The sequence below is a fragment of the Streptomyces sp. BK022 genome (assembly GCF_004217355.1).
Taxonomy (GTDB): Bacteria; Actinomycetota; Actinomycetes; order Streptomycetales; family Streptomycetaceae; genus Streptomyces; species Streptomyces griseoluteus.
The window spans coordinates 209,826-234,754 of sequence record NZ_SHKU01000001.1; the positions used below are offsets into that span (position 1 = coordinate 209,826).

At 70.2% G+C, this 24,929-nt stretch carries 27 protein-coding genes, 1 tRNA gene and 1 pseudogene; 19 read left to right on the forward strand and 10 right to left on the reverse strand.

What is annotated here, in order from left to right; genetic code table 11:
- The first annotated feature begins 26 nt into the window (after positions 1–26).
- The 5 genes from EV284_RS01000 to EV284_RS01020 all read left to right on the forward strand — a co-directional run bounded on the left by EV284_RS01000 (position 27) and on the right by EV284_RS01020 (position 5,247).
- On the forward strand, positions 27–1,424 hold the full coding sequence (locus tag EV284_RS01000) for an amino acid permease (protein WP_130329313.1): 1,398 nt from the start codon (positions 27–29) through the stop codon (positions 1,422–1,424).
- Between the two features lie 305 nt (positions 1,425–1,729).
- Entirely contained in the window at positions 1,730–2,749 is a 1,020-nt protein-coding gene (locus tag EV284_RS01005; RefSeq protein WP_130329315.1) for a sugar ABC transporter substrate-binding protein, read from the forward strand.
- Complete coding sequence (locus EV284_RS01010) at positions 2,749–3,813, forward strand: ABC transporter permease (RefSeq protein ID WP_130329317.1); 1,065 nt, start codon at positions 2,749–2,751, stop codon at positions 3,811–3,813. Before EV284_RS01005 ends, EV284_RS01010 begins: the two co-directional genes overlap by 1 nt.
- A 5-nt stretch (positions 3,814–3,818) precedes the next feature.
- The gene (locus tag EV284_RS01015; RefSeq protein ID WP_242625486.1) at positions 3,819–4,634 is read left to right on the forward strand and encodes an ATP-binding cassette domain-containing protein; all 816 of its coding nucleotides are present in this window, start codon (positions 3,819–3,821) and stop codon (positions 4,632–4,634) included.
- Positions 4,635–4,692: 58 nt separating this feature from the next.
- Complete coding sequence (locus EV284_RS01020; protein ID WP_130329322.1) at positions 4,693–5,247, forward strand: AAA family ATPase; 555 nt, start codon at positions 4,693–4,695, stop codon at positions 5,245–5,247.
- A 5-nt stretch (positions 5,248–5,252) separates the two neighbouring features.
- Here EV284_RS01020 and EV284_RS01025 read toward each other — a convergent pair whose 3' ends face one another.
- Together EV284_RS01025 and EV284_RS01030 are read right to left on the reverse strand one after the other, a co-directional pair.
- The gene (locus EV284_RS01025) at positions 5,253–6,257 is read right to left on the reverse strand and encodes a Gfo/Idh/MocA family oxidoreductase (protein WP_130329324.1); all 1,005 of its coding nucleotides are present in this window, start codon (positions 6,255–6,257) and stop codon (positions 5,253–5,255) included.
- A gap of 43 nt (positions 6,258–6,300) precedes the next feature.
- The gene (locus EV284_RS01030) at positions 6,301–7,461 is read right to left on the reverse strand and encodes a Gfo/Idh/MocA family oxidoreductase (protein WP_130330933.1); all 1,161 of its coding nucleotides are present in this window, start codon (positions 7,459–7,461) and stop codon (positions 6,301–6,303) included.
- Positions 7,462–7,601: 140 nt separating this feature from the next.
- Here EV284_RS01030 and EV284_RS01035 point away from each other — a divergent pair, with 140 nt between their 5' ends.
- Both EV284_RS01035 and EV284_RS01040 read left to right on the forward strand, forming a co-directional pair.
- The gene (locus tag EV284_RS01035; protein WP_130329325.1) at positions 7,602–8,120 is read left to right on the forward strand and encodes a hypothetical protein; all 519 of its coding nucleotides are present in this window, start codon (positions 7,602–7,604) and stop codon (positions 8,118–8,120) included.
- Positions 8,121–8,188: 68 nt separating this feature from the next.
- Positions 8,189–8,262, forward strand: a tRNA-Pro gene (locus tag EV284_RS01040).
- 634 nt (positions 8,263–8,896) lie between these two features.
- On the opposite strand, the gene EV284_RS01050 is transcribed toward EV284_RS01040, so the two are convergent.
- Both EV284_RS01050 and EV284_RS32900 read right to left on the reverse strand, forming a co-directional pair.
- Positions 8,897–9,217, reverse strand: coding sequence for a hypothetical protein (locus EV284_RS01050; protein WP_130329327.1), 321 nt, complete (start codon positions 9,215–9,217; stop codon positions 8,897–8,899).
- Between the two features lie 141 nt (positions 9,218–9,358).
- Positions 9,359–9,730: a hypothetical protein gene (locus EV284_RS32900; protein ID WP_207228882.1), complete on the reverse strand. Its 372-nt coding sequence runs from the start codon at positions 9,728–9,730 to the stop codon at positions 9,359–9,361.
- A gap of 1,027 nt (positions 9,731–10,757) precedes the next feature.
- Between EV284_RS32900 and EV284_RS33630 the strand changes: the two genes are divergently transcribed.
- Complete coding sequence (locus tag EV284_RS33630; RefSeq protein ID WP_165425412.1) at positions 10,758–11,354, forward strand: hypothetical protein; 597 nt, start codon at positions 10,758–10,760, stop codon at positions 11,352–11,354.
- 25 nt (positions 11,355–11,379) lie between these two features.
- On the opposite strand, the gene EV284_RS33635 is transcribed toward EV284_RS33630, so the two are convergent.
- The 5 genes and pseudogenes from EV284_RS33635 to EV284_RS01080 all read right to left on the reverse strand — a co-directional run bounded on the left by EV284_RS33635 (position 11,380) and on the right by EV284_RS01080 (position 13,992).
- Positions 11,380–11,739 (reverse strand): hypothetical protein, encoded by a 360-nt coding sequence (locus EV284_RS33635; protein ID WP_347402162.1) that lies wholly within the window; start codon positions 11,737–11,739, stop codon positions 11,380–11,382.
- Positions 11,649–11,896: pseudogene (locus EV284_RS01065) on the reverse strand (winged helix-turn-helix domain-containing protein); the annotation flags it as partial. The pseudogene EV284_RS01065 and the gene EV284_RS33635, both read right to left, overlap by 91 nt.
- Positions 11,897–11,993: 97 nt before the next feature.
- Entirely contained in the window at positions 11,994–12,902 is a 909-nt protein-coding gene (locus tag EV284_RS01070) for a haloalkane dehalogenase (protein WP_278045809.1), read from the reverse strand.
- Entirely contained in the window at positions 12,899–13,303 is a 405-nt protein-coding gene (locus EV284_RS01075; protein WP_130329331.1) for a pyridoxamine 5'-phosphate oxidase family protein, read from the reverse strand. Before EV284_RS01075 ends, EV284_RS01070 begins: the two co-directional genes overlap by 4 nt.
- Complete coding sequence (locus tag EV284_RS01080) at positions 13,300–13,992, reverse strand: NAD(P)H-binding protein (RefSeq protein WP_130329333.1); 693 nt, start codon at positions 13,990–13,992, stop codon at positions 13,300–13,302. Before EV284_RS01080 ends, EV284_RS01075 begins: the two co-directional genes overlap by 4 nt.
- A 76-nt stretch (positions 13,993–14,068) precedes the next feature.
- On the opposite strand from EV284_RS01080, the gene EV284_RS01085 reads away from it, so the two are divergent.
- The 11 genes from EV284_RS01085 to EV284_RS01135 all read left to right on the forward strand — a co-directional run bounded on the left by EV284_RS01085 (position 14,069) and on the right by EV284_RS01135 (position 23,983).
- A complete protein-coding gene (locus tag EV284_RS01085; RefSeq protein WP_130329335.1) occupies positions 14,069–14,803 on the forward strand; it encodes a TetR/AcrR family transcriptional regulator in 735 nt (244 codons plus the stop codon).
- Positions 14,804–15,520: 717 nt separating this feature from the next.
- The gene (locus EV284_RS01095) at positions 15,521–15,970 is read left to right on the forward strand and encodes a hypothetical protein (RefSeq protein ID WP_130329336.1); all 450 of its coding nucleotides are present in this window, start codon (positions 15,521–15,523) and stop codon (positions 15,968–15,970) included.
- A 60-nt stretch (positions 15,971–16,030) separates the two neighbouring features.
- A complete protein-coding gene (locus tag EV284_RS01100; RefSeq protein WP_130329338.1) occupies positions 16,031–17,245 on the forward strand; it encodes a helix-turn-helix domain-containing protein in 1,215 nt (404 codons plus the stop codon).
- A 125-nt stretch (positions 17,246–17,370) separates the two neighbouring features.
- A complete protein-coding gene (locus EV284_RS01105; protein WP_130329340.1) occupies positions 17,371–17,787 on the forward strand; it encodes an ATP-binding protein in 417 nt (138 codons plus the stop codon).
- A 2-nt stretch (positions 17,788–17,789) separates the two neighbouring features.
- A complete protein-coding gene (locus EV284_RS32540) occupies positions 17,790–17,945 on the forward strand; it encodes a hypothetical protein (protein ID WP_165425422.1) in 156 nt (51 codons plus the stop codon).
- Between the two features lie 499 nt (positions 17,946–18,444).
- Positions 18,445–18,648 (forward strand): hypothetical protein, encoded by a 204-nt coding sequence (locus tag EV284_RS01110; protein ID WP_130329342.1) that lies wholly within the window; start codon positions 18,445–18,447, stop codon positions 18,646–18,648.
- Between the two features lie 10 nt (positions 18,649–18,658).
- Positions 18,659–20,101 carry a family 2B encapsulin nanocompartment shell protein gene (locus EV284_RS01115; protein WP_130329344.1) on the forward strand — a complete coding sequence of 481 codons (1,443 nt, stop codon included), beginning with the start codon at positions 18,659–18,661 and terminating at the stop codon, positions 20,099–20,101.
- Between the two features lie 16 nt (positions 20,102–20,117).
- Positions 20,118–21,170 (forward strand): family 2 encapsulin nanocompartment cargo protein terpene cyclase, encoded by a 1,053-nt coding sequence (locus EV284_RS01120; RefSeq protein ID WP_130329346.1) that lies wholly within the window; start codon positions 20,118–20,120, stop codon positions 21,168–21,170.
- A 67-nt stretch (positions 21,171–21,237) separates the two neighbouring features.
- Positions 21,238–22,116, forward strand: a complete 879-nt coding sequence (locus EV284_RS01125) for a geranyl diphosphate 2-C-methyltransferase (protein WP_242625487.1) — start codon at positions 21,238–21,240, stop codon at positions 22,114–22,116.
- A 167-nt stretch (positions 22,117–22,283) separates the two neighbouring features.
- Positions 22,284–22,940, forward strand: coding sequence for a HEAT repeat domain-containing protein (locus EV284_RS01130; RefSeq protein WP_130329350.1), 657 nt, complete (start codon positions 22,284–22,286; stop codon positions 22,938–22,940).
- An 11-nt stretch (positions 22,941–22,951) separates the two neighbouring features.
- Entirely contained in the window at positions 22,952–23,983 is a 1,032-nt protein-coding gene (locus EV284_RS01135) for a MerR family transcriptional regulator (RefSeq protein WP_130329352.1), read from the forward strand.
- A gap of 21 nt (positions 23,984–24,004) precedes the next feature.
- Here the strand turns inward: EV284_RS01135 and EV284_RS01140 are convergent, their stop codons facing one another.
- Complete coding sequence (locus EV284_RS01140; RefSeq protein WP_242625488.1) at positions 24,005–24,925, reverse strand: CDP-diacylglycerol diphosphatase; 921 nt, start codon at positions 24,923–24,925, stop codon at positions 24,005–24,007.
- Between the last annotated feature and the right edge of the window lie 4 nt (positions 24,926–24,929).

Consider the following 24,929-nt stretch of genomic DNA (forward strand, 5'->3'; position numbering starts at 1 on the left):
CCAGTTCCGCGAGAGGTGAACCCCCCATGCAGGTCACCGGGACCGCTCCGCCGCCGGCTCCGGCGACGGGCCCGCTCGGCGCCCCGGCCGAGGAACCGGGCGGCAGCGCGACCAAGCACGCCCGCCGCTTCGGGCTGCCCGTCGCGACCGCCCTGGTCATGGGCAACATCATCGGCGGAGGCATCTTCCTGCTCCCCGCCTCCGTCGCCCCCTACGGCACGGTCAGCCTGGTCGCCCTCGGCATCCTCACGGTCGGCGCCATCACGCTCGCCCTGGTCTTCGGCCGGCTCGCCCAGCGCGACCCGCGCACCGGCGGGCCGTACGTCTACGCACGCGAGGCGTTCGGTGACTTCGCCGGTTTCCTCGCGGCCTGGGCCTACTGGATCACCACCTGGGTGTCCAACGCCGCGCTCGCCGTCGCCGCCGTGGGCTACCTCGACGTACTGGTCCCGGTCAGCCACCACCGCTGGACCGCGTGCCTCGCGGCCCTGGTCATCCAGTGGCTCCCCGCCCTCGCCAACTTCGCCGGCACCCGCTGGGTGGGCGCGGTGCAGCTTGTCTCCACGGTGCTGAAGTTCGTACCGCTGCTGCTCGTGGCGGTCGGCGGGCTGTTCTTCTTCGACCCGGACAAGCTGGGCCCGTTCAACGCGGGCGGGGGCAGCCCGATCGGCGCGGTCTCCGCGTCCGCCGCCCTGCTGCTGTACTCCTACCTCGGCGTGGAGTCCGCCGCCGTCAGCGCGGGCGAGGTCCGCGACGCCCGTCGCAACGTCGGCCGGGCCACCGTGATCGGCACCGCGGGCGCCGCGCTCGTCTACCTGCTCGGCACGGTCTCCGTCTTCGGCACCGTCGCCCACGACAGCCTGGTCAAGTCGACCGCGCCCTTCTCCGACGCCGTGAACGCCATGTTCGGCGGCACCTGGGGCGGCTGGGCCGTGGCGCTGGCCGCGCTGGTCTCCATGACCGGCTGCCTCAACGGCTGGACCCTGCTCAGCGCCCAGACCCCGTACGCCGCCGCGCGCGACGGGCTCTTCCCGGCCGCCTTCACCCGGCGCCGGCGCGGGGTGCCGACCGTGGGCGTCGGCGTGACGGTCGTCCTCTCCTCGCTGCTGACCGTCTACAACTTCATGGCGGGCTCGGCCCACGTCTTCGAGGTCCTGGTGCTGGTCACCACCTTCACCGCGACCGTGCCGTACCTGCTGGCCACGGCCGCGCAGCTCCACCACCTCGCCTCCGGCCGCCGTGACGAGGTCGACGGCCGGCGGCTGGTGCGCGACGCGGTGATCGCCGCCGTCGCCGCGGGCTTCTCCATCTGGCTGGTCGCGGGCGCGGGATACGCGGCGGTCTACCAGGGGGTGCTGTTCCTCTTCGTGGGCATCCTGGTCTACGCCGTGATGGCCGGACGGCGGCGCCGCGCCGAAGGCTGATCCACCCCAGGCCCGGCGGCCACTCCCTCGAAGGGGGCCGCCGGGCCTCGGCGTACCCGCCACCCGCACCAGGCCGAGCGCAGGCGTCCGAAGTGGCCGCGGCCGGACCGGCACCGGCGGCCCGTGTCCCCGGTGAACTCGCCGCTCTCACCGGCTGACCGGGGAAATACCCCTTTGTGCCGACGCCCGGACCGGCCCCGGCCGTCATGTCTGGACAAACCATTGACACCGGGCCCGGCAGGGACTTGTATCCCGTCCCGACGCAACAGCGCTCACCCTCCCCAGCACAGTGAGGTGCAGGACAGATGGACCGCTCTTCTCGCTCGCGCTCGCGCCGACTGGCCCCCGTCGCCGCGGTGGCCGTCGCCGCGGCCCTCACCCTCGCCGGCTGCTCCAGCGACTCCGGCGGGAAGAAGGCGGCCGAGGGCGGGTCGGGCGCACCGGCCGGCAAGGCCGCCACTCCCCGGATGACGGTCGCCCTGGTCACCCACCAGGCGCCCGGCGACACCTTCTGGGACATCGTCCGCAAGGGCGCCGAGGCCGCCGCCGCCAAGGACAACATCAAGCTGATCTACTCCCACGACCCCAGTGCGGGCGTCCAGGCCAACCTGGTGCAGAACGCCGTCGACCAGAAAGTGGACGGCATCGCGCTCACCCTGGCCAAGCCCGGCGCGATGAAGGACGTCATCGCCAAGGCGAACCTGGCGAAGATACCCGTGGTCGGCCTCAACTCCGGGCTCAGCGACTGGAAGAAGCTCGGACTGCTCCAGTTCTTCGGGCAGGACGAGAGTGTCGCGGGCGAGGCGCTCGGCAAGAAGCTGAACGAGGTCGGCGCCAAGAGGATCGTCTGTGTGATCCACGAGCAGGGCAACGTCGGTCTCACCCAGCGCTGCGACGGGGTGAAGAAGACCTTCTCCGGCAAGACCGAGACGCTGTACGTCAACGGCACCGACCGGCCCTCCGTGCAGTCCACCATCACCGCCAAGCTGAAGCAGGACAGCTCCCTCGACCATGTCGTCACCCTCGGCGCCCCCTTCGCGCTGACCGCCGTGCAGTCCGTCGCCGACGCGGGCGGCAAGGCCAAGGTCGCCACCTTCGACCTCGACAAGAACCTCACCGGCGCCGTCAAGAAGGGCACCATCGAGTTCGCCGTCGACCAGCAGCCCTACCTCCAGGGCTACTTGGCTGTGGACTCGCTGTGGCTGTACAAGAACAACGGCAACTACAGCGGCGGCGGCGAGCAGCCGGTGCTCACCGGTCCGGCCTTCGTGGACAAGTCCAACGTGGACCGGGTCGCCGAGTTCGCGGCGAAGGGCACCCGCTGATGAGTACCGCCGAGCAGACGGCGCCGGCCTCCGGTCCGCCACAGGTGTCCGGCCCTCCGCCGAGCCCCGGGCGCCCGCTCGCGCTGCGTCTGCTGGCCCGGCCCGAAGTGGGCGTGTTCCTCGGCGCGTTGGCCGTCATGGTCTTCTTTCTCGTCGCGGCGCCCTCGCTGCGCCAGGGCGACTCCATGGCCACCGTGCTGTACCAGTGCTCCACCATCGGGCTGATGGCGCTGCCGGTCGCCCTGCTGATGATCGGCGGGGAGTTCGACCTGTCCTCCGGTGTCGCCGTCATCACCTCCGCGCTCACCGCGAGCATGCTCAGCTACCAGCTGACGGTGAACGTGTGGACCGGCGTCCTCGTCTCCCTCGTCCTCTGCCTGGCCGTCGGCGCGTTCAACGGCTGGATGGTGGTGCGCACCGGGCTGCCCAGCTTCCTGGTCACCCTCGGCACCTTCCTGATCCTCCAGGGCGTCAACCTCGCCGTCACCAAACTGGTCACCGGCAATGTCGCCACCGACGACATCAGCGACATGGACGGCTTCGGCGAGGCCAAGGCGGTCTTCGCGTCCTCGGTCGACATCGGGGGCGTCCAGGTGAAGATCACGGTCTTCTACTGGCTGGCCTTCGCCGCGCTCGCCACCTGGGTGCTGCTGCGCACCAGATACGGCAACTGGATCTTCGCCGTCGGCGGCAGCAAGGAGAGTGCCCGCGCGGTCGGTGTCCGGGTCGACTTCACCAAGATCACGCTGTTCATGCTGGTGAGCTTCGGTGCGTGGTTCGTCGGGATGCACAACCTGTTCGCGTTCAACACCGTGCAGTCCGGCGAGGGCGTGGGCCAGGAACTGATCTACATCGCGGCCGCGGTGATCGGTGGCTGCCTGCTCACCGGCGGCTCGGGCTCCGCGATCGGGCCCGTCTTCGGCGCCTTCATGTTCGGCATGGTCAACCAGGGCATCGTCTTCGCGGGCTGGAACCCCGACTGGTTCAAGGCGTTCCTCGGCGTGATGCTGCTCGGCGCCGTCCTGATCAATCTGTGGGTCCAGCGCACGGCGACCCGGAGGTGAGTGAGATGACCGACCAAAGCACCGACCCGCTGGTGGAGTTGCGTGACGCGGGCAAGTCGTACGGGAACGTACGCGCCCTGCACGGCGTCGACCTGACCGTGCACGCGGGCCGGGTCACCTGTGTGCTCGGCGACAACGGCGCGGGCAAGTCCACCCTGATCAAGATCATTTCGGGCCTGCACCGGCACACCGAGGGCGAGTTCCTGGTGGACGGCGAGCCGGTGCGCTTCGACAGTCCGCGCGACGCCCTCGCCAAGGGCATCGCCGCCGTCTACCAGGACCTCGCCACCATCCCGCTGATGCCGGTCTGGCGGAACTTCTTCCTCGGCTCCGAACTCACCAAGGGGCCGTGGCCGTTGCGCCGGCTGGACATCGCCCGGATGAAGGAGACCGCCGACCGCGAACTCCGGGAGATGGGCATCGCCCTGGACGACCTGGAACAGCCCATCGGCACCCTCTCCGGCGGTCAGCGGCAGTGCGTGGCCATCGCGCGCGCCGTCCACTTCGGCGCCCGCGTGCTGATCCTGGACGAGCCGACCGCCGCGCTCGGCGTCAAGCAGTCCGGGGTGGTCCTCAAGTACATCGCCGCCGCCCGCGACCGAGGTCTCGGCGTCATCTTCATCACCCACAACCCCCACCACGCCTACCTGGTCGGCGACCACTTCAGCGTCCTGCGCCTCGGCACGCTCGAACTCAGCGCGGCACGGGGGGACATCACACTGGAGGACCTCACCGACCACATGGCGGGCGGCGCGGAACTCGACGCGCTCAAACACGAGTTGGCGCAGGTGCGAGGGGTGGACGTGGCGGAGCTGCCGTGATGTCGGCCTACGGGCGGACGAGTGCGTCGCGTACCCGCCGCCGGGGCAGACTGAGGGCATGCCATCGACGAGCGTCGGCACCGAGGAGACCCGCCTCGTCGTGGTCCGGGGCAACAGCGCCTCGGGCAAGTCCTCGATCGCGGCCGGGCTCCGCGAGCGGTTCGGCCGCAACCTCGCCATCGTCGGCCAGGACACCCTCCGCCGCGACGTACTCCGCGAGCACGACCGCCCCGGCGCCGCCAACATCGGCCTGATCGGCGTGACGGCCCGCTACGCGCTGGACGCCGGGTTCCACACGGTCGTCGAGGGCATCATGTACGCCGACCGCTACGGCACCATGCTGGCGGACCTCGTACGCGACCACCGGGGCGTGTCCCGCTGCTACTACCTGGACGTCCCGCTGACCGAGACCTTCGCCCGGCACGCCACGAAGGGCGACGCGGCCCTGTTGTCCCAGGTCACCGACGATCACCTGCGCGACTGGTACCGGGAACGCGACCTGCTCCCCGGCGGACTGGAGAGCGTCGTCGACGCGACCAGCGCCCTGGCGGACACGGTGACGCGGATCATGCGGGAGTCCGGGCTGGACCGGGTACGGCCCGTCGACCGCTGAGCCGCTCAGCCGGCGCGGACCTCCGCCAGGGTCACCGGCCGGTGCTCGCGCAGCGAAAGCGTGCACGCCTCCGCGATCCAGCCCGCCTCCAGCGCCTCCTCGACCGTGCAGGGGGAGGGCCGGGTGCCGGCCACCACCTCGGTGAAGGCGGTGAGTTCGGCGCGGTAGGCGTCGGTGAAGCGGTCCATGAAGAAGTCGTGCGGGGTGCCCGAGGGGAAGGTGACGCCGGGCTCCGCCGAGCGGAGCGGCAGCCGGTCGTCCAGACCCACCGCGAGGGAGTCCGCGAACCCGAGCAGCTCCATCCGCACGTCGTGACCCCGCGCGTTGTGGCGGGAGTTGGAGACCACCGCGAGCGTGCCGTCGTCGAGTGTGAGGACCGCGCTCGTGGTGTCGGCGTCACCCGCCTCGCCGATGTACGCGGCCCCCCGGTTGCCGCCCACCGCGTACACCTCGGTCACCTCGCGGCCGGTCACCCAGCGGATCATGTCGAAGTCGTGCACGGAGCAGTCGCGGAAGATGCCGCCGGACGCGGCGACGTACGCGGCGGGCGGCGGCGCCGGGTCCAGCGTGGTGGAGCGCACCGTGTGCAGTGTGCCCAGCTCGCCGGAGCGGACGGCGGCACGGGCGGCCATGAAGCCGGCGTCGAAACGGCGGTTGAAGCCGATCTGGATCGGCACCCCGCTCTCCCGCACGGCGTCCAGCACCGCCACCCCCTCCGCGATGGTGCGGGCCACCGGCTTCTCGCAGAACACCGGCACCCCCGCCGCGACCCCGGCCCGGATCAGCGCCGGGTGGGCGTCGGTGGCCGCCGCGATCACCAGGCCGTCCACCCCGGCCGCGAGCAGCGCCTCGGGGGAGTCCGCGACCTGGGCCCCGTACCGTTCGGCGGCCGCCTTCGCCGCGCCCGCGACCGGGTCGGCGACGACGAGGGAGGTGACGGCGTCCAGCGCGGACAGGGTCTCGGCGTGGAAGGCGCCGATGCGGCCGAGGCCGAGAATTCCGATACGCATGTGCTCGAGTGCTCCTCGCGTGTGCTGGGACAGGGGCCGCGCTTCAGCTCACCGGCAGGTCGACCCACCCCCGGCTCTCGGCGGACACCGCCATCGCGTCCAGCACACCGGCCGCGCGCACCGCGTCCGCGAGCGTGGCGCCGTACGGCTTGTCCTCCGCGACCGAGCGGAGGAAGCGGTACGCCTCGACGACCTTGAGGTCGTCGTACCCCATCGCGTTGGCCGCGCCGGGCTGGAACGCGGCGAACTCGCCGTCGCCCGGGCCGACGTACACCGTGCTCACCGGCTGGTCCTGGTACGACCCGCCCCGGCCGACGCGGAGTTCGTTCATCCGGCGGAAGTCCCAGGACACCGCGCCCTCGGTGCCGTGCACCTCGAAGCCGTAGTTGTTCTGCTCGCCGACCGACACCCGGCACGCCTCCAGCACGCCACGGGCGCCCGAGGCGAAGCGCAGCAGACAGCTCACGTAGTCCTCGTTCTCCACCGGGCCCCGCTCGCCCCCCGCCGCGAGGGTGTGCCCGGCGGTCGCGCCGGTGGGCCGCGAGCGCTCCGGGACGAACACCGCCGTGTCGGCGGCCAGCGACGCGATGTCCCCGAGCAGGAAGTACGCGAGGTCGGCCCCGTGCGAGGCCAGGTCGCCCAGCACTCCGCTGCCGCCCCGACTCCGCTCGTACCGCCAGGTCAGGGCGCCGTCAGGGTGCGCGGCGTAGTCGCTGAGCAGCCGGACGCGGGCGTGGGTGATCCGGCCGAGCCCGCCGGAGGCGATCAGCTCGCGGGCGGACTCCACGGCGGGCGCGTTGCGGTAGTTGAACCCGACCGCGGCCTGGACACCGGCCGCGGCGACCGCGTCCGCGACCGCGCGGGCGTCCGCGCCGCTCAGCCCGACCGGCTTCTCGATCCAGAGGTGCTTGCCCGCCTCCGCCATCGTGACGCCGATCTCGCGGTGCAGGAAGTTGGGCGCCGTGACGCTGACGGCGCGCACGCGGGGGTCGGCGGCGACCTCGCGCCAGTCGCGGGTGGCGGTGGCGAAGCCGTACTGCGCGGCCGCCTCCTGCGCGAGACCCGGCACCTCCTCCGCGACCGTCACCAGCTCGGGGCGCAGGGGGAGGCGGGGGTAGTGGTGCGGGAGGCGGGCGTACGCCCGGGTGTGCACCCGGCCCATCCAGCCGAAACCGACTACGGCGACACCCAGCGCATCCACGATGACAGCCCTTCCCGGGACCGGACCCACATCTGCCGGGCCCACCTTTGTGCGGACAAATACCGGGTGTCAACCCCGGTGCGTGGCCCCGACCGGTGCACACCGGCGTGCGGGGGAGCGGGGAGCGGGTGATCGTGGGAGGCATGGCTGCTGACCCGACGGCCGAGACCGGCGCACCACGGCCGCGGCGCGACACCCGCGAGTCCGTCCTGTTCGGCGGGGTGTACGGCGCCGTCCTGGCCAGCTCTCTGGTCGCCGCGCTCACCCAGCACGGGCACAGCTCGGCTGCCAGCCGGCGCTACGACGCGCTGTGGGTGCTGGTCACCGCGTTCGCCTCCGCCTTCGCCCACGGATACGCCCACCACATCGCCGAACGCGGCCCCCGGCGCCGGGGCGAGGTGCTGCGCGCCCTCCGCGACGAGTGGCCGCTCGTCGCGGCCGTCCTGCCGACCGTGTTCCTGCTGGCCGGGGCGGGGTGGGGGTGGTGGCCGCCCGGGGAGGTGGAGTACCCCGCCCTCTACCTGAACATCGGCATCCTCTTCACCCTCGGCGTCCTCACCGCCCGCTGGGCCTCCCGCCGCTGGCCCTCCGCCCTCCTCATCGGCCTCGCCGACGCCCTCCTCGGCTTTGTCGTGGTCATCGCCAACGCCCTCATCAAGTGACCGGGCACCGGTGCGGGTGCGGTAGGGTTGACCTGCGTGATCACGCGGAACACTCCGCCGGATCACCTCGGGACGTGGCGCAGCTTGGTAGCGCACTTGACTGGGGGTCAAGGGGTCGCAGGTTCAAATCCTGTCGTCCCGACTGGAGACAGTCGCAGATCAGGGGCTGGTTTCGGAGAAATCCGAAATCGGCCCCTGATCCTTTTTGGGGACCGGTTGGGGACCAACTGGAGGTCCGACATCCTTGACCGTGTCAACGGGTCATGACGACGGGGCCCGGCAGCGCGCGTGGTGCGCGCAGCGCGCTGAAGTGGGCGGAGAGCGCCGCCCCGGCCGCCGTGATCTTGCGGACGTCCAGATGTTCGTAGCCGAGCTTGGTGACCGGGTGTGGTCTGACGGCGCACGGTCCAGATCCACTGGGCGGCGTCGACGCCTCCGACGCGGCAGCCGGAGATCTCGCCGATCCACGCGGCGGTGGACGCCGCGAGGATGACCACGTCTCCCCCGTCGCGGTACTCGTCGTGGGAGGCGGCCACGAGGACCGACGCGCAGACGCCGGTCGCCGCCGCGAGGTACTGACGCAGAGGGACGGCCGCCCCGAAGCCCGCGTTGGGCCGCGACCTCTTCAATGGGTTCCCTATAAGAACGGGCCCCTCAGTCGGCCTCCCACCACCATCACCCTGACGGGCCGAAGTCGGTATGGCAATCATTGAGCGGAGGAATTGCCAACCTTCCGTCGCGAGCTGTGAGCCTGTCGCCGGCCATCGCCCTGTCAATCAATCGAGGCATTCGGCGCTCAGGAGTTCGAGGTATTCCGAACTTTCCAGCTTCGATAACGTGTGATCGGCCGGAGAGGTGACATACACGAGTGTCGAACAGTCCGGGAAGTCGGGTTCAGCGAGGTAACCCTCGTCGTCTCGCCAGTTGGCTTCGACGGTGATCTTCTCGAACCCTGAGGCCCGCGCGATGTAGTACCTACCCCCCTTAAAGTCGCTCTGACGGGCTTCAAAGGAGACTTCCAAGGAAAGCGACAGGGCATCGCATGTCTCTCGTAGCCCCATTTGGCCAGAACCGAACAGATAGTAGCGATGCCCCACGGCTCTTCTCCGTTACTTTCTAGGTACGATCATGCTCGGCGCGCGACCGACTGCGCTTTCTATGGAATCGTAGACCATGAAGTGAACGTCTCGGCCGGCTTTTTGCGAAAGCTTTTCAGCGAGTCCAGCCAGGCGCATTTTTTAGAAGGCTTCCACCAGCGGGGAGGTCGTTCCCTGCGGGCTGGATGATCCGTCAGAGCTGTTCAGGAAGATCCACGCGTAGTACTTCTTGCCGTCCTGGAGAGGGCCGCCCAGAGCGTTGCTGGCCCACCAGAAGCACTCGTCGGTGGGGTAGGAGTTGCTCGACCACCAGTCGTAGCACCACACCCCGGTAGGCGACGTGTCGCCGACGGGGTCGCCCGTCGACTTCTTGATCTCCTGCTGGATGACGAAGTTGCCCGCCTCGTCCAGGACGTAGAACCACATCCCGCTGTAGGTCGAGCCACGCTTGGGCAGCTTCACATGCCCGCCGATGGACAGCAGACCCGGAGAGGCCGTTGCCCAGGACGACACCCAGGTCGGGTTCTCCGGCGCGGCCGCTACGCCGGGACGAACGGCACTGGGTGACTGAGCGGCGGGACCGCGTGTGGCCTCGTGGCCATTGGGTCGGACTGGCTTGCCGGTCGGCTTCCTGCCCGGTGCCTTCATGTAGTCACTGGCGGCCGATGTGCCTAGCCGGTCTCTGGTGATCTGTTTGCGTCGTTCGGCCAGTGTCATGGCCTTGGGAGGCGTGGGTATGTCTCCAGCGGTACGAGCCCTGGGCTGAGGCACAGTCGTCGAGGACCGAGAGAGGGGACGATCCGGGAGCGCAGCCCAGGACGGGGTGACACCTGCCGCTGCCAATAAGGCCAGGGCCAGGACAGCTATGACAAATCTTCGCGCGTGTGCGCGCATGATGATCACCTGATGTGCCGGAGTGAAGAATGGACTCCGTGATGCTTGATCAATGCGGCCTGGGGATCAATGGGACGTGGAAAACAAGACCGAAACGCGCGGGGTTCGAAGGCCTCCTCGCCGCTCTTTACCTGGTCGCCCACTCGCAATGATCGCGGCGTCCATTCAGCTTGGCGTGATAGCACCCTCACGGCGCAGGGGGCTTCATTGAACGCTTTCTATACGACGAGTGAATGACGAGTAGCGCCCTTATGGCATGAGTGGACCGGGCGGCGGTGGACCGATTCCGCGGCTACTGAGCTTGAACTCGTGATGTCGGCCGGGGCATCGGGTGGATTGCTCGTCGTCTGTTGGAGGTGATCGGTAACCTCCCGACAGGACTTCACACAGACCGAGGACGGGGAGCATGGGAGCGAAGACCGCAGTGCTGGCCTATGCAGACGATGCGATTGCCAACCTGCTCCAAGACGTATCAACGAGTGAGATCGACGGGGCTATGGCACTGGTTGCTCGGGTTCGCCCCGGTCACCGCGTAGACGCGGACGACGAAGAGGCTTAGGAACTGGCGGACGCGCTCTACCCGCCCGAGGGGACCGTCTGTGCGCTGTCGGCGTCGGGCCTTGACCTGGTCTGCGACCAGGAGGTCATGCCCGACCGGCCCTCGGAACTTCCGCAGCACCTGGTCGCGGCCAGCCGGGGCCGACGCCTCTATCTCCACGCTATGCACAGCGTCGTCGACTGGCTGGCCTTCGCAGTCTGGGACGACGGCAAACTCGTACGCTCACTGAGCCTGTCCCCGGACAGTGGCGTCATCGAGGACATCGGCGAACGGCTCCCGTTCGAGCTGCCGTACTGGGAGGGCCGGCACCCGGTGGAGCCCTTTCCGCCCTTCGAGGACGAGGAGCCATACCCGCTGCCGTTCCATCCGCTGGAGCTGGGCGAGCGAGCGCTGCTGGAGTTCTTCGGCTTCTACGTCGAAGGCTTCTCGGACGAGGAGGACGCCCCCGAGCCGGTGGTGGACATCTGGAGCGTTGAGCTGCATGGCCTTCCGCGTGACGACGACGTCGCAGGACGAGGCCGCGGACTGAGCAAGGCACTCCTGGAAGCTCAACCCAGTGGCGCCCCGACGGCCGTCAGCCACCGTCAGCCGGTACTGGAGCGTCTTCAGTCGGCGCTTCACCGCCCGGGTGATCTCCGCGAGGTTGGCCGCGGCGAGGTTGCCGATGTCGCGCTTGACCAGTGACCAGATCCCTTCGGTGGGATTGAGATCATGGGGCATAGGCAGGCAACTGGAACACCGTGAGCCACTCGGAGTTCGCTTCGATGAGCTCGCGTAGGGGTTTCGTCAGGTGCAGCCGGACGTTGTCCCAGATCAGCACACTTGGCCCACCGAGCTGGATGCGGGCCCGGATGATCAAGTCCCGGAGGTCGCGCCAGCCGAAGCCCTTCGGCTGGTCTTTGCGCCAGGACCCCCGGCCGCGCACCTTCACGACCGGCGTGCAGCCCCGACGCCCCCAGGTCCTCGCTCGCGGCGGAGTCAGCGACTGCCCGGCCTCGTCTTCGAAGACCAGCCAAGCCTCGCGCTCAGCCGCGATGGTCTTACCCGCGGCCAGGTCTCCTTCTTCCACACCTCCACAGCCGCATCATCGCGCTCGACCGCCCGCCCGCAGGCTGCTGCCAGCTCCAACCGTGCCGCTTCAGCAGCCGCCAGGTGCCCTCGACCGTGTAGGAGACACGGAACAGCCGGCCGATCAGAGTCTTGATCCGTGCCAGCGTCCACCGCTGGTGCACACCGAAGGGGTTGTGGCGCACGTAGCGGGTTGCCGGGGTCGGGCAGGCGGTCGCGGGCGGCACGGATCCGCACCGCCGTGATCGAGGACGCCTACGGGCGTGCCACCCCGTGACGGTCGGCCCAGTCGTTGATCGCCGAGGCCAGCTCCTCGGGGCGGTCCTCCGAGGAGTGGTGGCCGGCCAGGCCGTGGCGGGAGACCTCCAGGCACGCGATGTTCTCCTCGCACCAGGCCACGGTCCGCTGGTCGGTCATCGAGCCCGGTCCCGGCTCGAACGCGGCGAGCAGTTTGGGGACCTCGGGGCTGGCGGCCAGCCAGGCGTCGTACCGCTCGATGCGGGCCACGACGTCGGCGGGCTCGGCGTCCAGCGGCATCATGCGCGTCCACGCCAGTACCGGGCGGCGGCTGTGCGGGGTCGGGAAGGGGTGGCGGTAGACCTCCATGTCGGCAGGGTCGAGCGGGGTGGCGAGTGTGTCCGGGAGCCCCTCGATGAACAGCGACTTCTCCAGGATCATCTCCTCGCCCACCCCGGGGGTGCGCAGGAGAGCAAACAACTTCCGCCCGGCTTCCGGGAATTCGTCACCGACCAGCGGCTTGATGATGGTCTCCGTGAAGGCGAGGCCGCGGACGGTGCCCGGGAGGCGGGCGGCGCGGTCGAAGGCGAGCGCGCCGCCCCAGTCATGGCCGACGAGGACGGCGTCGGTGAGGCCGAGGGCGTCGAACCACGCGTCGAGGTAACGGGCGTGGTCGTCGAAGGCGTAGGCGAGGTCGGGCTTGCCGGAGTCACCCATGCCGATGAGGTCGGGGGCCAGAAGGCGGCGGCCGGGCGCGGCCACCCCAGGCAGGACGTTCCGCCACAGGTGGGAGGAGGTGGGGTTGCCGTGAAGGAAGACGAAGGGCAGCCCGTCCGGGTCGCCGGACTCGCGGTACTGGAGGGTGGAATCGAGGACGGGGAGGGTGGGCATGGCGGTGTCACTCCGCTTTCGATACCGGTGATTCAGAGGTTGAGGTCCAGGACGCGGTCGACGGCGATCTCGACGACGACCAGGTCCCGCGGGGCGGGCGGCTCCGCGCGGTAGCGGACGGTATAGCGGCGGACCGCCTCGGCCAGGTGAGCTGGGGCGTGGGTGACGGCGGGCCGGCCCTCGAGCGTGATCCAGCGGAAGCCGTCCGCCTGGCAGAGCGCTGCACGGGCCGCCGGCCCGGCCGCCTCCACGTTCCGGGTCTTGCGGGCCCCCGCCCGGGTGGTCACCCGGACCAGGCCGGCGGCCGCGTCGAAGGTGAAGCGGACGGGGGTGACGTGCGGAGTGCCGTCGGGACGGAGGGTGGTGAGGGTGGCCGTGTGCGGGAGAGTGAGGAACGCTCGTGCGCCGGGCGAAAGTTGGAACGTGGGGCGGCTCACTTCTTCTTCACGCCCTCGTTCCAGATCAGCTTGGCGATGTTCGGCTTCACGGCCGTGGTGACGACGCCCATGGCCGTACGGACGTACCGCCGCTCCGTCATTTCGCGCAGCATGCTCGCGGCGAGGTCGGCACGGGCGGTGAAGACGCCGTCGGCGCTGGTCTCGGCGGTGTGGTAGTCCGTGACGACGGGGTGCTCGAACAGGCCCGAAGGCCGGACCAAGGTCCAGTCGAGGCCCGTCCGACGGATCACGGCCTCCATACGACGCATGTCCTCGTGGAGGGTACGGCCGAGACGTCGGTTCACCAGTGGGTCGAGCACATGGTTGAAGAAATGCGCGCCGGTAGGGCGCCAGTTCGGGTCGGCGATGCTGGAGCTGACGGCGAGCAGCCGCTTGATGCCGTGGCGGGCCATGGCCCCGGTGATGACGGTGGCGCTCGCGGAGTACGTGGTGACGGTCCCCTTGCTGAAGCGCGCGCCCAGCGCGGAGAGGACGGCGTCCGTGCCGTCGATCGCGGCGTCGACAGCCGCCGGGTCGGTGGCGTCGGCGACGGCCACGGAAAGGCCGGCCCGCGCGGACAGGGAGCCGGGTCTGCGGGTCACGGCGACGACCTCGTGGCCGGCGGCCAGGGCCTGTTCGATGAGGCGGCGGCCGGTCGGTCCGTTGGCGCCGAAGACTGCGATACGCACGGTGTCGGGTCATCCCTTCGTGTGGTGGCGGGAACGCCCTTGACTGTGCTGCTCACTCCACGCAGGCTCAACGCTGATGAATAACGCCGTCCCTGCCCCCGCCCGCACCCGGGGCCGCCCCCGCGGCAACCCGCCGACCCGTGAGTCGATCGTCTCGGCGGCCCGTTCGCTGTTCCTGGAGCACGGCTACCGGAGCACCACCCTGCGTGCGGTGGCGGGGGCCGTCGGAGTCGACCCGGCGCTGATCGTGTACCACTTCGGCTCGAAAAAGGGCCTGTTCGCGGACGTGATGCAGTTCCAGTGCGCCAATGCGCTGGCGAGGGACGAGGTCCTCGGCGGCGATCCGGCCACCCTCCCCGACCGCCTGATCGACGCGGTGACCGACCTCTGGGAGGACGCCGACTTCCAGCAGCTCACCATCCAGGGCGACGAAGCCACCGAGGTGATCCGCGAATACCTGGAACGCGAGCTGCTGGCCCGGCTTGTTGAATTTCTCGGCGGCCGGGACGCCACCGCCCGCGCCACGGCCGTGGTGACGATCCTCGGCGGCCTCATCTACACCCGCTACCTCAACCCCCTCCCCACCCCCGCCGCCCTCACCCCGTCCGAGATCCGTCACAGCCTGACCCCGGCGCTGCGCGCGGTACTGGCCCCGAGGCTACGCGCCGCGGCGCCCGCCACTGCCGGCCGACGGGGCAGGCCGACCCCGGGCGGAGGCGCCGTCCACCGGGGCGGCTTCACAGGCCGAAACAGCTATGTCACCGCCGAGAAGCAACAGGCCAACAAGGAAGCAGGGGCAGAGAACCACTGAGCCAGGCTCTGGTCACCGCCCTCTCCCAGAGCAGATCCGGCGAGTTGGCCCAGCCCGGCAGGCACGGATCTTCCGCTGCGGTGGTCAGCGAATTCGGCACTCGGTGATCACCGGGAGCCGTGCCTGCGCGGCTATCTGCCGATCCATCACCATGGCGACCGAGTTGGCATATCAGGCCCATGTCGCCGTCTGGCGGCGGACCTATGACCGCGAGTGGGGACCAGTTGGGGATCGCACGGAGAGGCCCTTCGGGTCCTCTCTTGATCGTTTCCAGAGGCGCCGTCTCACGATTTCTCCCAAACGCTATTGATCAAGGTCAGCCGAGCAGTTCGGCCAGCTGCTCCGAGCCCGAGACTGCGGGTCGCGGTGCACGTAGGTCCGCTTCGTGAATCCGAGATCCGAGTGACCGGCCCGAGCGGAGACCAGCGTGTCCGGCACTCCGTTGTTCGCCATCCACGACAGGCAGGCGTGACGCGCGTCGTACCACCGCACCTTCCGTACGCCCGTGGTGGCCGTCAGCTTGTGCGCCTCGCACCGGAGGTGATGGCCGGTCCCCTACGGGGCATGGCCGCCGAGGGGCGGCCGGAACTTCCGGCGGCCTGAATACCAGGAAGTCGCAGCCCGTGTGAGCTGCGGTTTCCTGTCGTGTAGACGGTCAGCCGGCCTGCTACCACCAATCCACAGTCCAACGTCGCGCGCCCTGGTTACCATCCCCCGATGGAATGGTGGAAAACGATCGCGCCACTGGTCGGTGTTGTCCTGGGAATTCTCGGCACGCTGGTCGGGCAGAAGTTGTCCGACTCACGCACCCTCCGGCGTGACCGGCTGCTCGCACAGGAAGAAGCGAAGATCCGTCTGGCCGCAGAGCGGGCGACTCTCCAGCGGGAAGCGATCATGGAGATACAGCACGCGCTCGAAGGCAGCATGGCCGCCAACCAGCTGCCGCCCGGGGCCAGGATGAGTGAGCAGTTCCGGACAGCGGCTACGGAATCCGCGCTGCATCTCCGTGCCCACATCGCCCGGCTTGAAGACCGCGAGCTTGCCGCCAGTGTGCTGGAGTGGCTGGAGCCGCACCGGAATGCGGCGGCAGCACGGGCGGCGCTCGATGCACTTCAGGACCGGCTGAGCCGCCATCTCCGAGGGCTCTACGCGGACGGCCCTGCTTAGCGCGCGAACGGTGGCATCATCAGCGCCCTGTCCCGCGCACGGCGGGCGTACCGTGGCAGCGTGGCAAACGAAGACCTGGGGAAGACTCTGCGCCGCCTGCGCCGTCTGGCCTCCCTCACACAAGAAGAGCTGGCCGAGCGCTCCGGCGTATCCGTTGACGTGATCCGTCAGCTCGAACAGGGACGGAAGCATTCGGCGCGTCTGCCCACGCTGCACGCCCTGGCGAATGGTCTCGGTGTGGAGTTGACCACGCTTCTCGGGGACCCGCCTGCCGTGTCCACTTCCGGGGAGAACGACGGTCCCCGCTTCGTGGCGGTGCGCCGTGCCATCATGCCCGCGCTCTGGGGACCGGCGCCCGAGCCGCCTGGGCCCGACTTCTCCATGAACAGCCTGCGTGAGGCGATCGCGGACGGCTGGACGCACTACCACTCTGCCGATTTCGACACGGTGATGAAGGCGCTGCCAGACCTGATCTCGGATGCGCGCTCCGCCACCGCATCCGGCAGCGACGCCGCGCGCAAGACCGGTTTCGCCGCTCTGGGGAAGGCACTTCAGCTCGCCGGGCACGTAGCCGTTCGGATGGGTAAGACGGACCTCGCTCTGATCAGCCTCGAACGCGCCATAGACGCTGCCGGACAGTCTTCCGATCCGCTGCTACTGCCAATGATCGTCAACTCCACAGCGTGGACGTACCAGCGGCAAGGCCGTCTGGAAGACGCGTTGGGCATCGCCCTACGGGCCGCCGACGACATGGCGAACGCGGGTCATACGGATACGGCCGACGGCCTGAAGGTATGGGGTGCGCTGACCATGAGCGCCGCCACATCCGCCGCGCGCAGCGGCGACTACGAGCGCGCTGCCGCGATGATGGAGACGGCCGAGAAGGAAGCCGCCCGCGTCGCGAAGTTGCCGGACGGCGGAGACAACCGCATGGTCAGCGTCTTCAGTCCGTCGTCGGTCCGCATCGAACGCGTCCGGCTCGCAGTGCAGTACGGGCACCCGCAAGACGCCCTGGCTATGGCAAAGGGAATGCGGCTCAGCAAGGACACGCCTCCGTCGTGGCGTACCTGGCTGCTGCTGGACGTGGCCCGAGCGCACACGGACACTGGGGATGCGGCCGGAGCGGTGAAGACCCTGGAGTCCCTGCGTCGTGTGGCGCCGACGTGGATGCAGCACCACACCTTGGCCGTGGCGATCGTGCGCGACCTGTGGGCGCTCCCCAATCACCCTCCCGGCCTGCGATCCTTGGCGGAGTTCCTGGGGATCTGCGAATAGCGTGGCGAAAGTGGGACGTTGCGCCCCTGTCAGCGTTCCAGGCATGTCGCTTGCATGAGCGGACAGCGCCCCGGCGGCCGTGTGACCGGCCCCGGGGCTGGCCGATCTGAAGGAAGCAGACCGACATGCCGCAACCTACAACCCGGGCCCGCCACACCGGCCACCCCGGGTACAGCGAGACCCTGCCGAGGCAGCCCGAGAGCGCAGCCACCGCGCGGCGCCTGCTTCGTGCCGCGTGTGCCGTCTGGGGGCTGGAGGCATTGGTCGAGGACGGGGTGCTGATCGTCTCCGAGTTGGTGGCCAACGCCGTGCAGCACGCCAGGCGGGAGTCCATCCGGGTTGTCATCGACCGCCCCGACGCCGCGTGGGTGCGTGTCGGCGTCGCGGATCTCTCCCGGGCGCGGCCGGTGCGGCAAGAAGCCGACGACAACAACGAGGGCGGGCGTGGTCTGCGTCTCGTGGCGGCGCTGGCCGCCGACTGGGGCACCGACGAGCGGCGCTGGGGCAAGATCGTGTGGGCAGACCTGAAGGGGCGCGGGTGATCATGGGAGAGGCCCCCGGCCGCAGCGTGGCGCGCGCCCATCTGTCGCAGTTGATCGAGCTGTTCGGTACGGACGGATGCCTGCGGATCAGTACCGCCCCTGCTGAACCCGGGCCGCCCGCCGTCGGCGGAGAGGCCGAAGACCACGAGCAGAACTGACCGCCCCAAGGCGCGGCGAAGCCCCGGCTCGGTGAACTTCACCGAGCCGGGGCTGCGTCGTCTCACAGAGGTCTCACGAACTGAACCGACTAACCTGGAATTTGTGGCGCCGACCTGGACGTTTCCGCCCTTCCTGGATCTCACGGACCCCCCTGGACTGTGTTTCGTTCACTGGGGGTCTGGGGGTCTGGGGGTCTGGGGGGGTGCAGGTTCAAATCCTGTCGTCCCGACTTTACGAAGTCGCTGGTGAGGGCCGGTTACGGAGAAATCCGCAACCGGCCCCCGGCCGCTGTCGGCGGACCAGTTGGGGACCGAGTCTTGACCCGGCTCAGCGGGTCGTGACGCTCGGGCCGGCAGGGAGCAGACGCAGTGTCGCCGGCGAGCCCGCGCGCTCGCCCTTGCCGATGGAGGTCCCCCGCCAGGATGCCCCCTGCGCGCTCCGAGGCGGAGGACCGGCGCGTGATCACCAGCGCTCCCCCGAGTGCTTCCATCAGCAGGTTTGCGCAACGCGAAGATCGAATCCGCCCCCTTCGCGCTGTATCCGTGGATCACGCGCGCTGGTTCGCTTGGCGCAGCACACCGGTATCCGGAGGTGTCCGGAGCACCACCGGCCGATCCGTTCACCGTCGCCGCAGCGTTCTCCGGCGCCGCCGTCCGCAACCGTCCGCCACTGCCGTTCGCCGCCACCTGCTCACCTCTGTGATGGGAGGACAGTGTCCACACCGGACATCGCCACCGCTTCCGCCGTCGACGGGCCCGAACCCGGCCCCCCGGCCGACAGGCCGGCCACCAGCCTGGGCACCCGGGCGGCCCGCCAGCTCGCCACCACCACCAAGTCGCGGCCGCAGATGCAGGGCATCTCCTCCCGGTGGCTGCTGAGGTCGCTGCCGTGGGTGGACGTGCGAGGCGGTACCTACCGGGTCAACCGGCGCCTCCAACTGCGCACCGGCCGAGGGCGCGTGCACTTCGAGCAGAACGGCGCGGACGACATCCGGGTCGTCCCGCAGACGCTGACCGAGCTGCCGGTCCTGCGCGGTTACCCGGACCTCGACGTACTGCGGGAGCTGGCCTCCCGATTCCGGCCGCAGGAGGTCCGGCCCGGGCAGGTGCTGTTCGAGGCCGGGCAGCCGGTCACCGAGGCGTACCTGGTGGTGCACGGCCGCTTCACGCGGTACACGGCGGGCAGGTACGGGGAGGAGGAGATCCTCGGGGTCGTCACCGACGGCGGGCAGCTGGGGGACGAGGCGGTCGGGCAGTCCGAACCGCTGTGGCCGGCCTCGGTCCGGGCGGAGACCGCCGGCGTCGTCCTGGTGCTGCCCTGGGCGGCCGTGCGGGAGCTGACCGACCGGGTGCCGTCCCTCGACACCCATCTGCGGGAGTACGCCGAGCGCCAGGCCAGGCCCATGAACCGCAAGGGCGAGGCCGAAGTACCCCTTCAGGCGGGCCACGTGGGCGAGGAGACGCTGCGAGGCGGCTTCGTGGACTACGAACTCGCGCCCCGTGAATACGAGTTGTCGCTCACCCAGACCGTACTGCGGGTCCACACCCGCGTCGCCGACCTCTACAACGAGCCGATGGACCAGACCGCGGAGCAGTTGCGGCTGACCGTGGAGGAGATCCGCGAACGGCAGGAGTGGGAGCTGGTCAACAACCGTGAGTTCGGGCTGCTCCACAACATCGACTACGGCCAGCGGATCAGCACCCACAGTGGTGCGCCGACGCCGGACGACCTGGACGAGCTGCTGACGATGCGCCGCAGCACCAAGGTGTTCCTCGCGCATCCGAAGGCGATCGCGGCGTTCTTCCGGCAGTGCAACCGGCGCGGCCTGGTGCCGGGCACCGCGAACATCGACGGGCGCGAGGTGCCGGCCTGGCGCGGTGTGCCCCTCCTCCCGTGCGGCAAGATCCCCGTCACCGAGGACCACACCAGCAGCATCATCGCGCTGCGCACCGGCGAGGCCAGTCAAGGGGTCATCGGCCTGTACCAGACCGGCATCCCCGAGGAGTACCAGCCGGGTCTGAACGTGCGCTTCATGGGGATCGACCGCGCCGCGATCGTCAACTACCTCGTCACGGCCTACTACTCGCTGGCCATCCTGGTCCCCGACGCGGCGGGAGTCCTGGAGAACGTACAGATCGGCCGGACGGCCGAGTGACGGTCTGGAGCACGCCATGAGCACATCCACCGACTCCTACGCGCTGCCCGGCCCGCCCGACATCGCCCGGAGCCTGCGCCGGGAGCGGCGCACAGGGGTGATCCCCGGACTGCACCACCGCCCGGCCGCACCCGCCGACCCGGCCAAGGCGGCCGAGATCGACCGCCGGCTGGAGACCTGGGCACGCGGCCTGGACCTGTTCCCCGAAGCCTGGCAGGGAGACTTCTCGGGCTTCCAGTTCGGGCGGGCCGTCGCGCTCCAGCATCCGGGCGCCCTGGACCTGGAACGGCTGACGGTCGCGGGGAAGCTACTGCTCGCGGAGAACGTCGTCGACTCCTGCTACTGCGAGGAGGACGAGGGGCGCGGCGGCGCGCGGCGCGGGCTCGGAGCCCGGCTGATCATGGCCCAGTCGGCGATCGACCCCTACCACGGCGTCCCGGAACTGGAGGAGGAGTGGCGCGCGGGCATGCGGGCCGACGGCCCCCTGCGCTCGTACCACTTCGCCCTCGCCGACTACGCCGGCTTCGCCACCCCCAGCCAGACGGGCCGGTTCGTGCACGACATCGCCCGGCTGCACATGGGCTATCTGGCGGAGGCCGCCTGGGCCGAGACCCGGTACGTGCCACGGGTCTGGGAGTACCTCGTGATGCGGCAGTTCAACAACTTCCGCCCCTGTCTGTCGATCGTCGACGCGGTGGACGGCTACGAACTGCCCGAGCAGGTATACGCCCGTCCCGAGATCCAGCGGGTCACCGCCCTGGCCTGCAACGCCACGACGATCGTCAACGACCTGTACTCCTTCACCAAGGAGCTGGCCAGCGACCCCGACCACCTCAACCTGCCGCAGGTGGTCGCGGCCAACGACCGGCGCGGACTGAAGGCCGCCTATCTGAGGTCCGTCGAGATCCACAACCGGATCATGGCGGCCTTCGAGGAGGAGTCCGCGCTCCTCTCCGCCGGCTCGCCCCTCGTGGAGCGCTACCTCCAGGGGCTCGCCGCCTGGGTGTCCGGCAACCACGAGTGGCATGCCACCAACACCCATCGCTACCACCTGCCGGACTACTGGTGACGGCCCCTCACGGGCAACCGTCACCGCTGTCCCTGAACACCGTCACCCGTGCCACAAGGAGTCACCCTTGACGACCGTCCCCGCCCCGACCGCACCGGCCGTCGCCGTGCCGACGCAGTCCACGTACCAGCACCGCGTCGCGGAGTACTGGAACGCCGAGGAGAACCCGGTCAACCTCGAACTCGGAAAGGTGGACGACCTCTACCACCACCACTACGGCATCGGTGCCGCCGACCGGTCGGTCCTGGACGAGCCCGACCCGGGCCGGCGCAGGGAGCGGATCACCGCCGAACTGCACCGCCTGGAGCACGCCCAGGCCGAGCTGCTCGCCGCGCACCTCGGGCCGCTCTCCCCGGCCGACCGGGTCTTCGACGCGGGCTGCGGGCGCGGCGGCGGCAGCGTCACGGCGCATCTGCGCTACGGCTGCCACGCCGACGGCGTCACCATCTCCGCCAAGCAGTGCGACTTCGCCAACGAGCAGGCCCGCGCCCGGGGCATCGACGACACGGTGCGCTACCACCACCGCAACATGCTCGACACCGGCTTCGAGACGGGCGCCTACGCGGCGTCGTGGAACAACGAGTCCACGATGTACGTCGAGCTGGACCTGCTCTTCGCCGAGCACGCCCGGCTGCTGCGCCGCGGCGGACGGTACGTGACGATCACCGGCTGCTACAACAACGCCTACGGGCAGGCCTCGCGGGAGGTGTCGCTGATCAACGCGCACTACATCTGCGACATCCATCCGCGCTCGGAGTACTTCAAGGCGATGGCCCGCAACCGCCTCGTGCCGGTCCACGTCGAGGACCTCACCGCGGCGACCGTCCCCTACTGGGAACTGCGCAAGGAGGCGGACCACCTGGTCACGGGGATCGAGGACGCCTTCCTGGACGCCTACCGCAACGGCAGCTTCCAGTACCTGCTCATCGTGGCCGACCGGGTCTGACCCGGACGGTCCGGCACGGGGGCGGCGACCAGCGGGGCGCCGCCCCCCGCCGTCGTGCGGCTCCAGCTCCGCGTGTGCCGAGCCGTGCGCTGCCCGGAGCGCGCCCGACTTGACCCTGACACAGTGGCAAGGTTTCCACTGGGGTGCTGGAGGTGGTCCCCATCGACATGACCGCTCAGCACACTCGTTTGGGCAAGGCCATGGGTGCCGAAGACACTTCGGTTCGGCTTCAGGCAGCCATGGCGGTCGGTTCGCGCGCCGATCCCGTCTTCCTGGACGCTCTCGTCGAGCGCTGCGCCGTCGAGCCCGACTTCTTCGTGCGGGACATGCTGTCCTGGGCCCTGACGCGTCTTCCCCCGGACGTCACCCTGCCCCGGCTCCGCGAGGAGCTGGGCTCCTGGTGCGGGCAGGCCCGTAGCCAGGCGTTGCACACGCTCTCCAAGATCGACGACAAGAGCACATGGGGCTGGATCACCCGTGACCTCCTGCGTGACGACGACGAGGTCGCGCGGACCGCGTGGCGTGCGGCCGTCGTGCTCGTGCCCGAGGGGGAGGAGCGGGGCTTGGCCGACGAGCTGGTCCGGCAGCTCGGGCGCGGTGACCGGGACGTGCGGTTGAGCCTGAGCCGGGCCCTGGTCGACCTCGGCGAGGAGAGCCGGCCCGCGCTGGAGCGGGCCGCCCGGCATCCCGAACCCGGGGTGGCGGCGCACGCGCGGGCCACCGAGTTGTTGCGGCGGGACCCGGAGGCCGGTTTCGACGCGGCGGTCGAGGAGGCGAGGCGTACGGTCGTGCTCGGTCCGAAGCACGGGGCGGCTCAGGCATAGGAGGGCGTACGTTGCTCATCGGAGAGGTGGCCCGGCGGTCCGGGGTGAGTGCGCGGATGCTGCGGCACTACGACGACCTGGGGCTGGTGCGGCCGACCGGGCGGACCGTCGGCGGGTATCGCGCGTACTCGGCCGACGACGTCCGCAGGATCTTCCATGTCGAGAGCCTGCGCTCCCTCGGGCTGTCGCTCAAGCAGATCAGGCGCGCGCTGGAGGACCCGGCGTTCACACCGTCCGCCCTGGTCGGCGACCTCATCCGGTGGGCGGAGGACCGCCTGGCGCGCGAGCGGGAGCTGCTCGAACGGCTTCGGGTGATCGACGCCTCGGCCCCCGCGGGCTGGCAGGACGTCTTCCGCGTCGTCGAACTCATGCGGGAACTCGACTCCTCCAGTGCCGCCCGCAGACAGCAGGCCGTCCTCACCCGGCCGGAGGGCGTGCCGGTGCCGGCGGAGCTACTGGCCGGGGCCGTGCTGACCGAGTCGGACCCGCATGTCGCGGGCGCGCTGCGCTGGGCCCTGGCCCGGACCGGAGACGACGGCGTGACGGCGCTGGCGGCCGCAGCGCGTTCCGGGGACGTGGAGGTCCGGCGGCGCGCGGTACTGGCGATCGCGGGGATGGCGGAGGTGCCGGAGGCGATCCCGGTGCTCACGGACCGGCTGGAGGACCCCGACGCCCACGTCCGCGGACAGGCCGCCCTCGCGCTCGGCACACAGGGAGTGGCGGCGGCCGTACCCGCGCTCGTCCGCATGGTGGTGGACGGCACCAACGACGTGGACGCGGCCGAGGCGCTGGGAATCCTCTCCCGGGACCCCGCCTCCGCGACCCGGATCACCACGCTCCTGGCCGACCGGCTGGCCGACCCCACCGCCGGCCCCGCGACCCGAATCCGTCTGATCCAGGCGCTCGTCGAGCTGGAGGGAACCGCCCCCCTGGAGATCCTGCGCCGGCTCGCCCGCGACGAGGACCGCACAGTCGCCCTCGTCGCGTCGGCCCTGGCGGGCGTCGTGGAGGAGCGGGCCCGCGAGGTGCTGGACGACCCGTGATGGTCGCCCAGCACATGTGTGTCAGCTATACACGAGCAGGTAGTCGCATGTGCTCGTGCCGTCATGGATCGACGTGTCGCTGTTGAGGACGTAGAAGGCACCGGCGAACCCGGTGGCGGTGATCTTCGGGACCACGATGATCGTCTGGTCGGCCATGTTCAGCGAGCCGGGGCGGACGACGTTGGTGTAGAGCAGGTTGAAGAGGTTGTCCCGGAGGTTGGGAAGCCGGAGGACGCGGTACACGCGGTCGCCCGCCGAGCCCGTGACGGCGGCCTGGTTGGCCGGGTTCGCCCACTGCGCGGGGGATGTGGCCATACGGCCCTGTGACTCGAGTTCCTGCAGGCGCCGCTGCGTGCTCGCCCGGACGCCGGCCATGTGGATGTGGAGCTGGTCGAAGCGCCGGGCGTTCTGCGAGTTGATGCCCAGGCCGATGTTCGGGTACTGCACGGGGACATCGCCGCCGCTGCGGGCGTTCTCCCACGCCTCGTGCCAGTAGTTGGGCGGGCCGCTGGTCACGAGGAACGGGCATTCGATGCCCGTGACACGGCACGTCGGCAGCAGGAGGTAGTTGTGCGTGGTCTCCGGCTTTCCGTGCAGCACGACGTAGTTCGCGGTCATCTTCAGGCAGTCCGGCTTGGTCTGCGGCGGCGGGGGGACGATCCCGCTGGTGCAGTACTGGACGTCGTGCCACAGCGGGTCGTTGTCCGTGGGCCGGCCGCAGACGCTCTGGAGGCTGGCGGGCGGGCACGAGCCGGTGCCGCCCGGGGGAGGCGTGGTGGGGCACGAGTCGGGGCCCGGACCAGCGTCGGCACCGCTCGCCGCCGCGGCGGTACCGCCGCCCATCGCGACCGCGCCCGTCAGGACCGTCGCGGCGCCCAGCGCACCGGAGAGCGCCACGAATTGACGCCGCGGGACTTCCTTCGCGTTCTGCTGGTCATTCATCTCT

Excerpts from the sequence above, each read along its gene's own strand:
- EV284_RS01000 (WP_130329313.1), top strand. The coding sequence starts at position 27 with ATGCAGGTCACCGGGACCGCTCCGCCGCCGGCTCCGGCGACGGGCCCG.
- EV284_RS01005 (WP_130329315.1), top strand. The coding sequence starts at position 1,730 with ATGGACCGCTCTTCTCGCTCGCGCTCGCGCCGACTGGCCCCCGTCGCC.
- EV284_RS01010 (WP_130329317.1), top strand. The coding sequence starts at position 2,749 with ATGAGTACCGCCGAGCAGACGGCGCCGGCCTCCGGTCCGCCACAGGTG.
- EV284_RS01015 (WP_242625486.1), top strand. The coding sequence starts at position 3,819 with ATGACCGACCAAAGCACCGACCCGCTGGTGGAGTTGCGTGACGCGGGC.
- EV284_RS01020 (WP_130329322.1), top strand. The coding sequence starts at position 4,693 with ATGCCATCGACGAGCGTCGGCACCGAGGAGACCCGCCTCGTCGTGGTC.
- EV284_RS01025 (WP_130329324.1), bottom strand. The coding sequence starts at position 6,257 with ATGCGTATCGGAATTCTCGGCCTCGGCCGCATCGGCGCCTTCCACGCC.
- EV284_RS01035 (WP_130329325.1), top strand. The coding sequence starts at position 7,602 with ATGGCTGCTGACCCGACGGCCGAGACCGGCGCACCACGGCCGCGGCGC.
- EV284_RS33630 (WP_165425412.1), top strand. The coding sequence starts at position 10,758 with ATGCCCGACCGGCCCTCGGAACTTCCGCAGCACCTGGTCGCGGCCAGC.
- EV284_RS01085 (WP_130329335.1), top strand. The coding sequence starts at position 14,069 with ATGAATAACGCCGTCCCTGCCCCCGCCCGCACCCGGGGCCGCCCCCGC.
- EV284_RS01095 (WP_130329336.1), top strand. The coding sequence starts at position 15,521 with ATGGAATGGTGGAAAACGATCGCGCCACTGGTCGGTGTTGTCCTGGGA.
- EV284_RS01105 (WP_130329340.1), top strand. The coding sequence starts at position 17,371 with ATGCCGCAACCTACAACCCGGGCCCGCCACACCGGCCACCCCGGGTAC.
- EV284_RS32540 (WP_165425422.1), top strand. The coding sequence starts at position 17,790 with ATGGGAGAGGCCCCCGGCCGCAGCGTGGCGCGCGCCCATCTGTCGCAG.
- EV284_RS01120 (WP_130329346.1), top strand. The coding sequence starts at position 20,118 with ATGAGCACATCCACCGACTCCTACGCGCTGCCCGGCCCGCCCGACATC.
- EV284_RS01130 (WP_130329350.1), top strand. The coding sequence starts at position 22,284 with ATGACCGCTCAGCACACTCGTTTGGGCAAGGCCATGGGTGCCGAAGAC.
- EV284_RS01140 (WP_242625488.1), bottom strand. The coding sequence starts at position 24,925 with ATGAATGACCAGCAGAACGCGAAGGAAGTCCCGCGGCGTCAATTCGTG.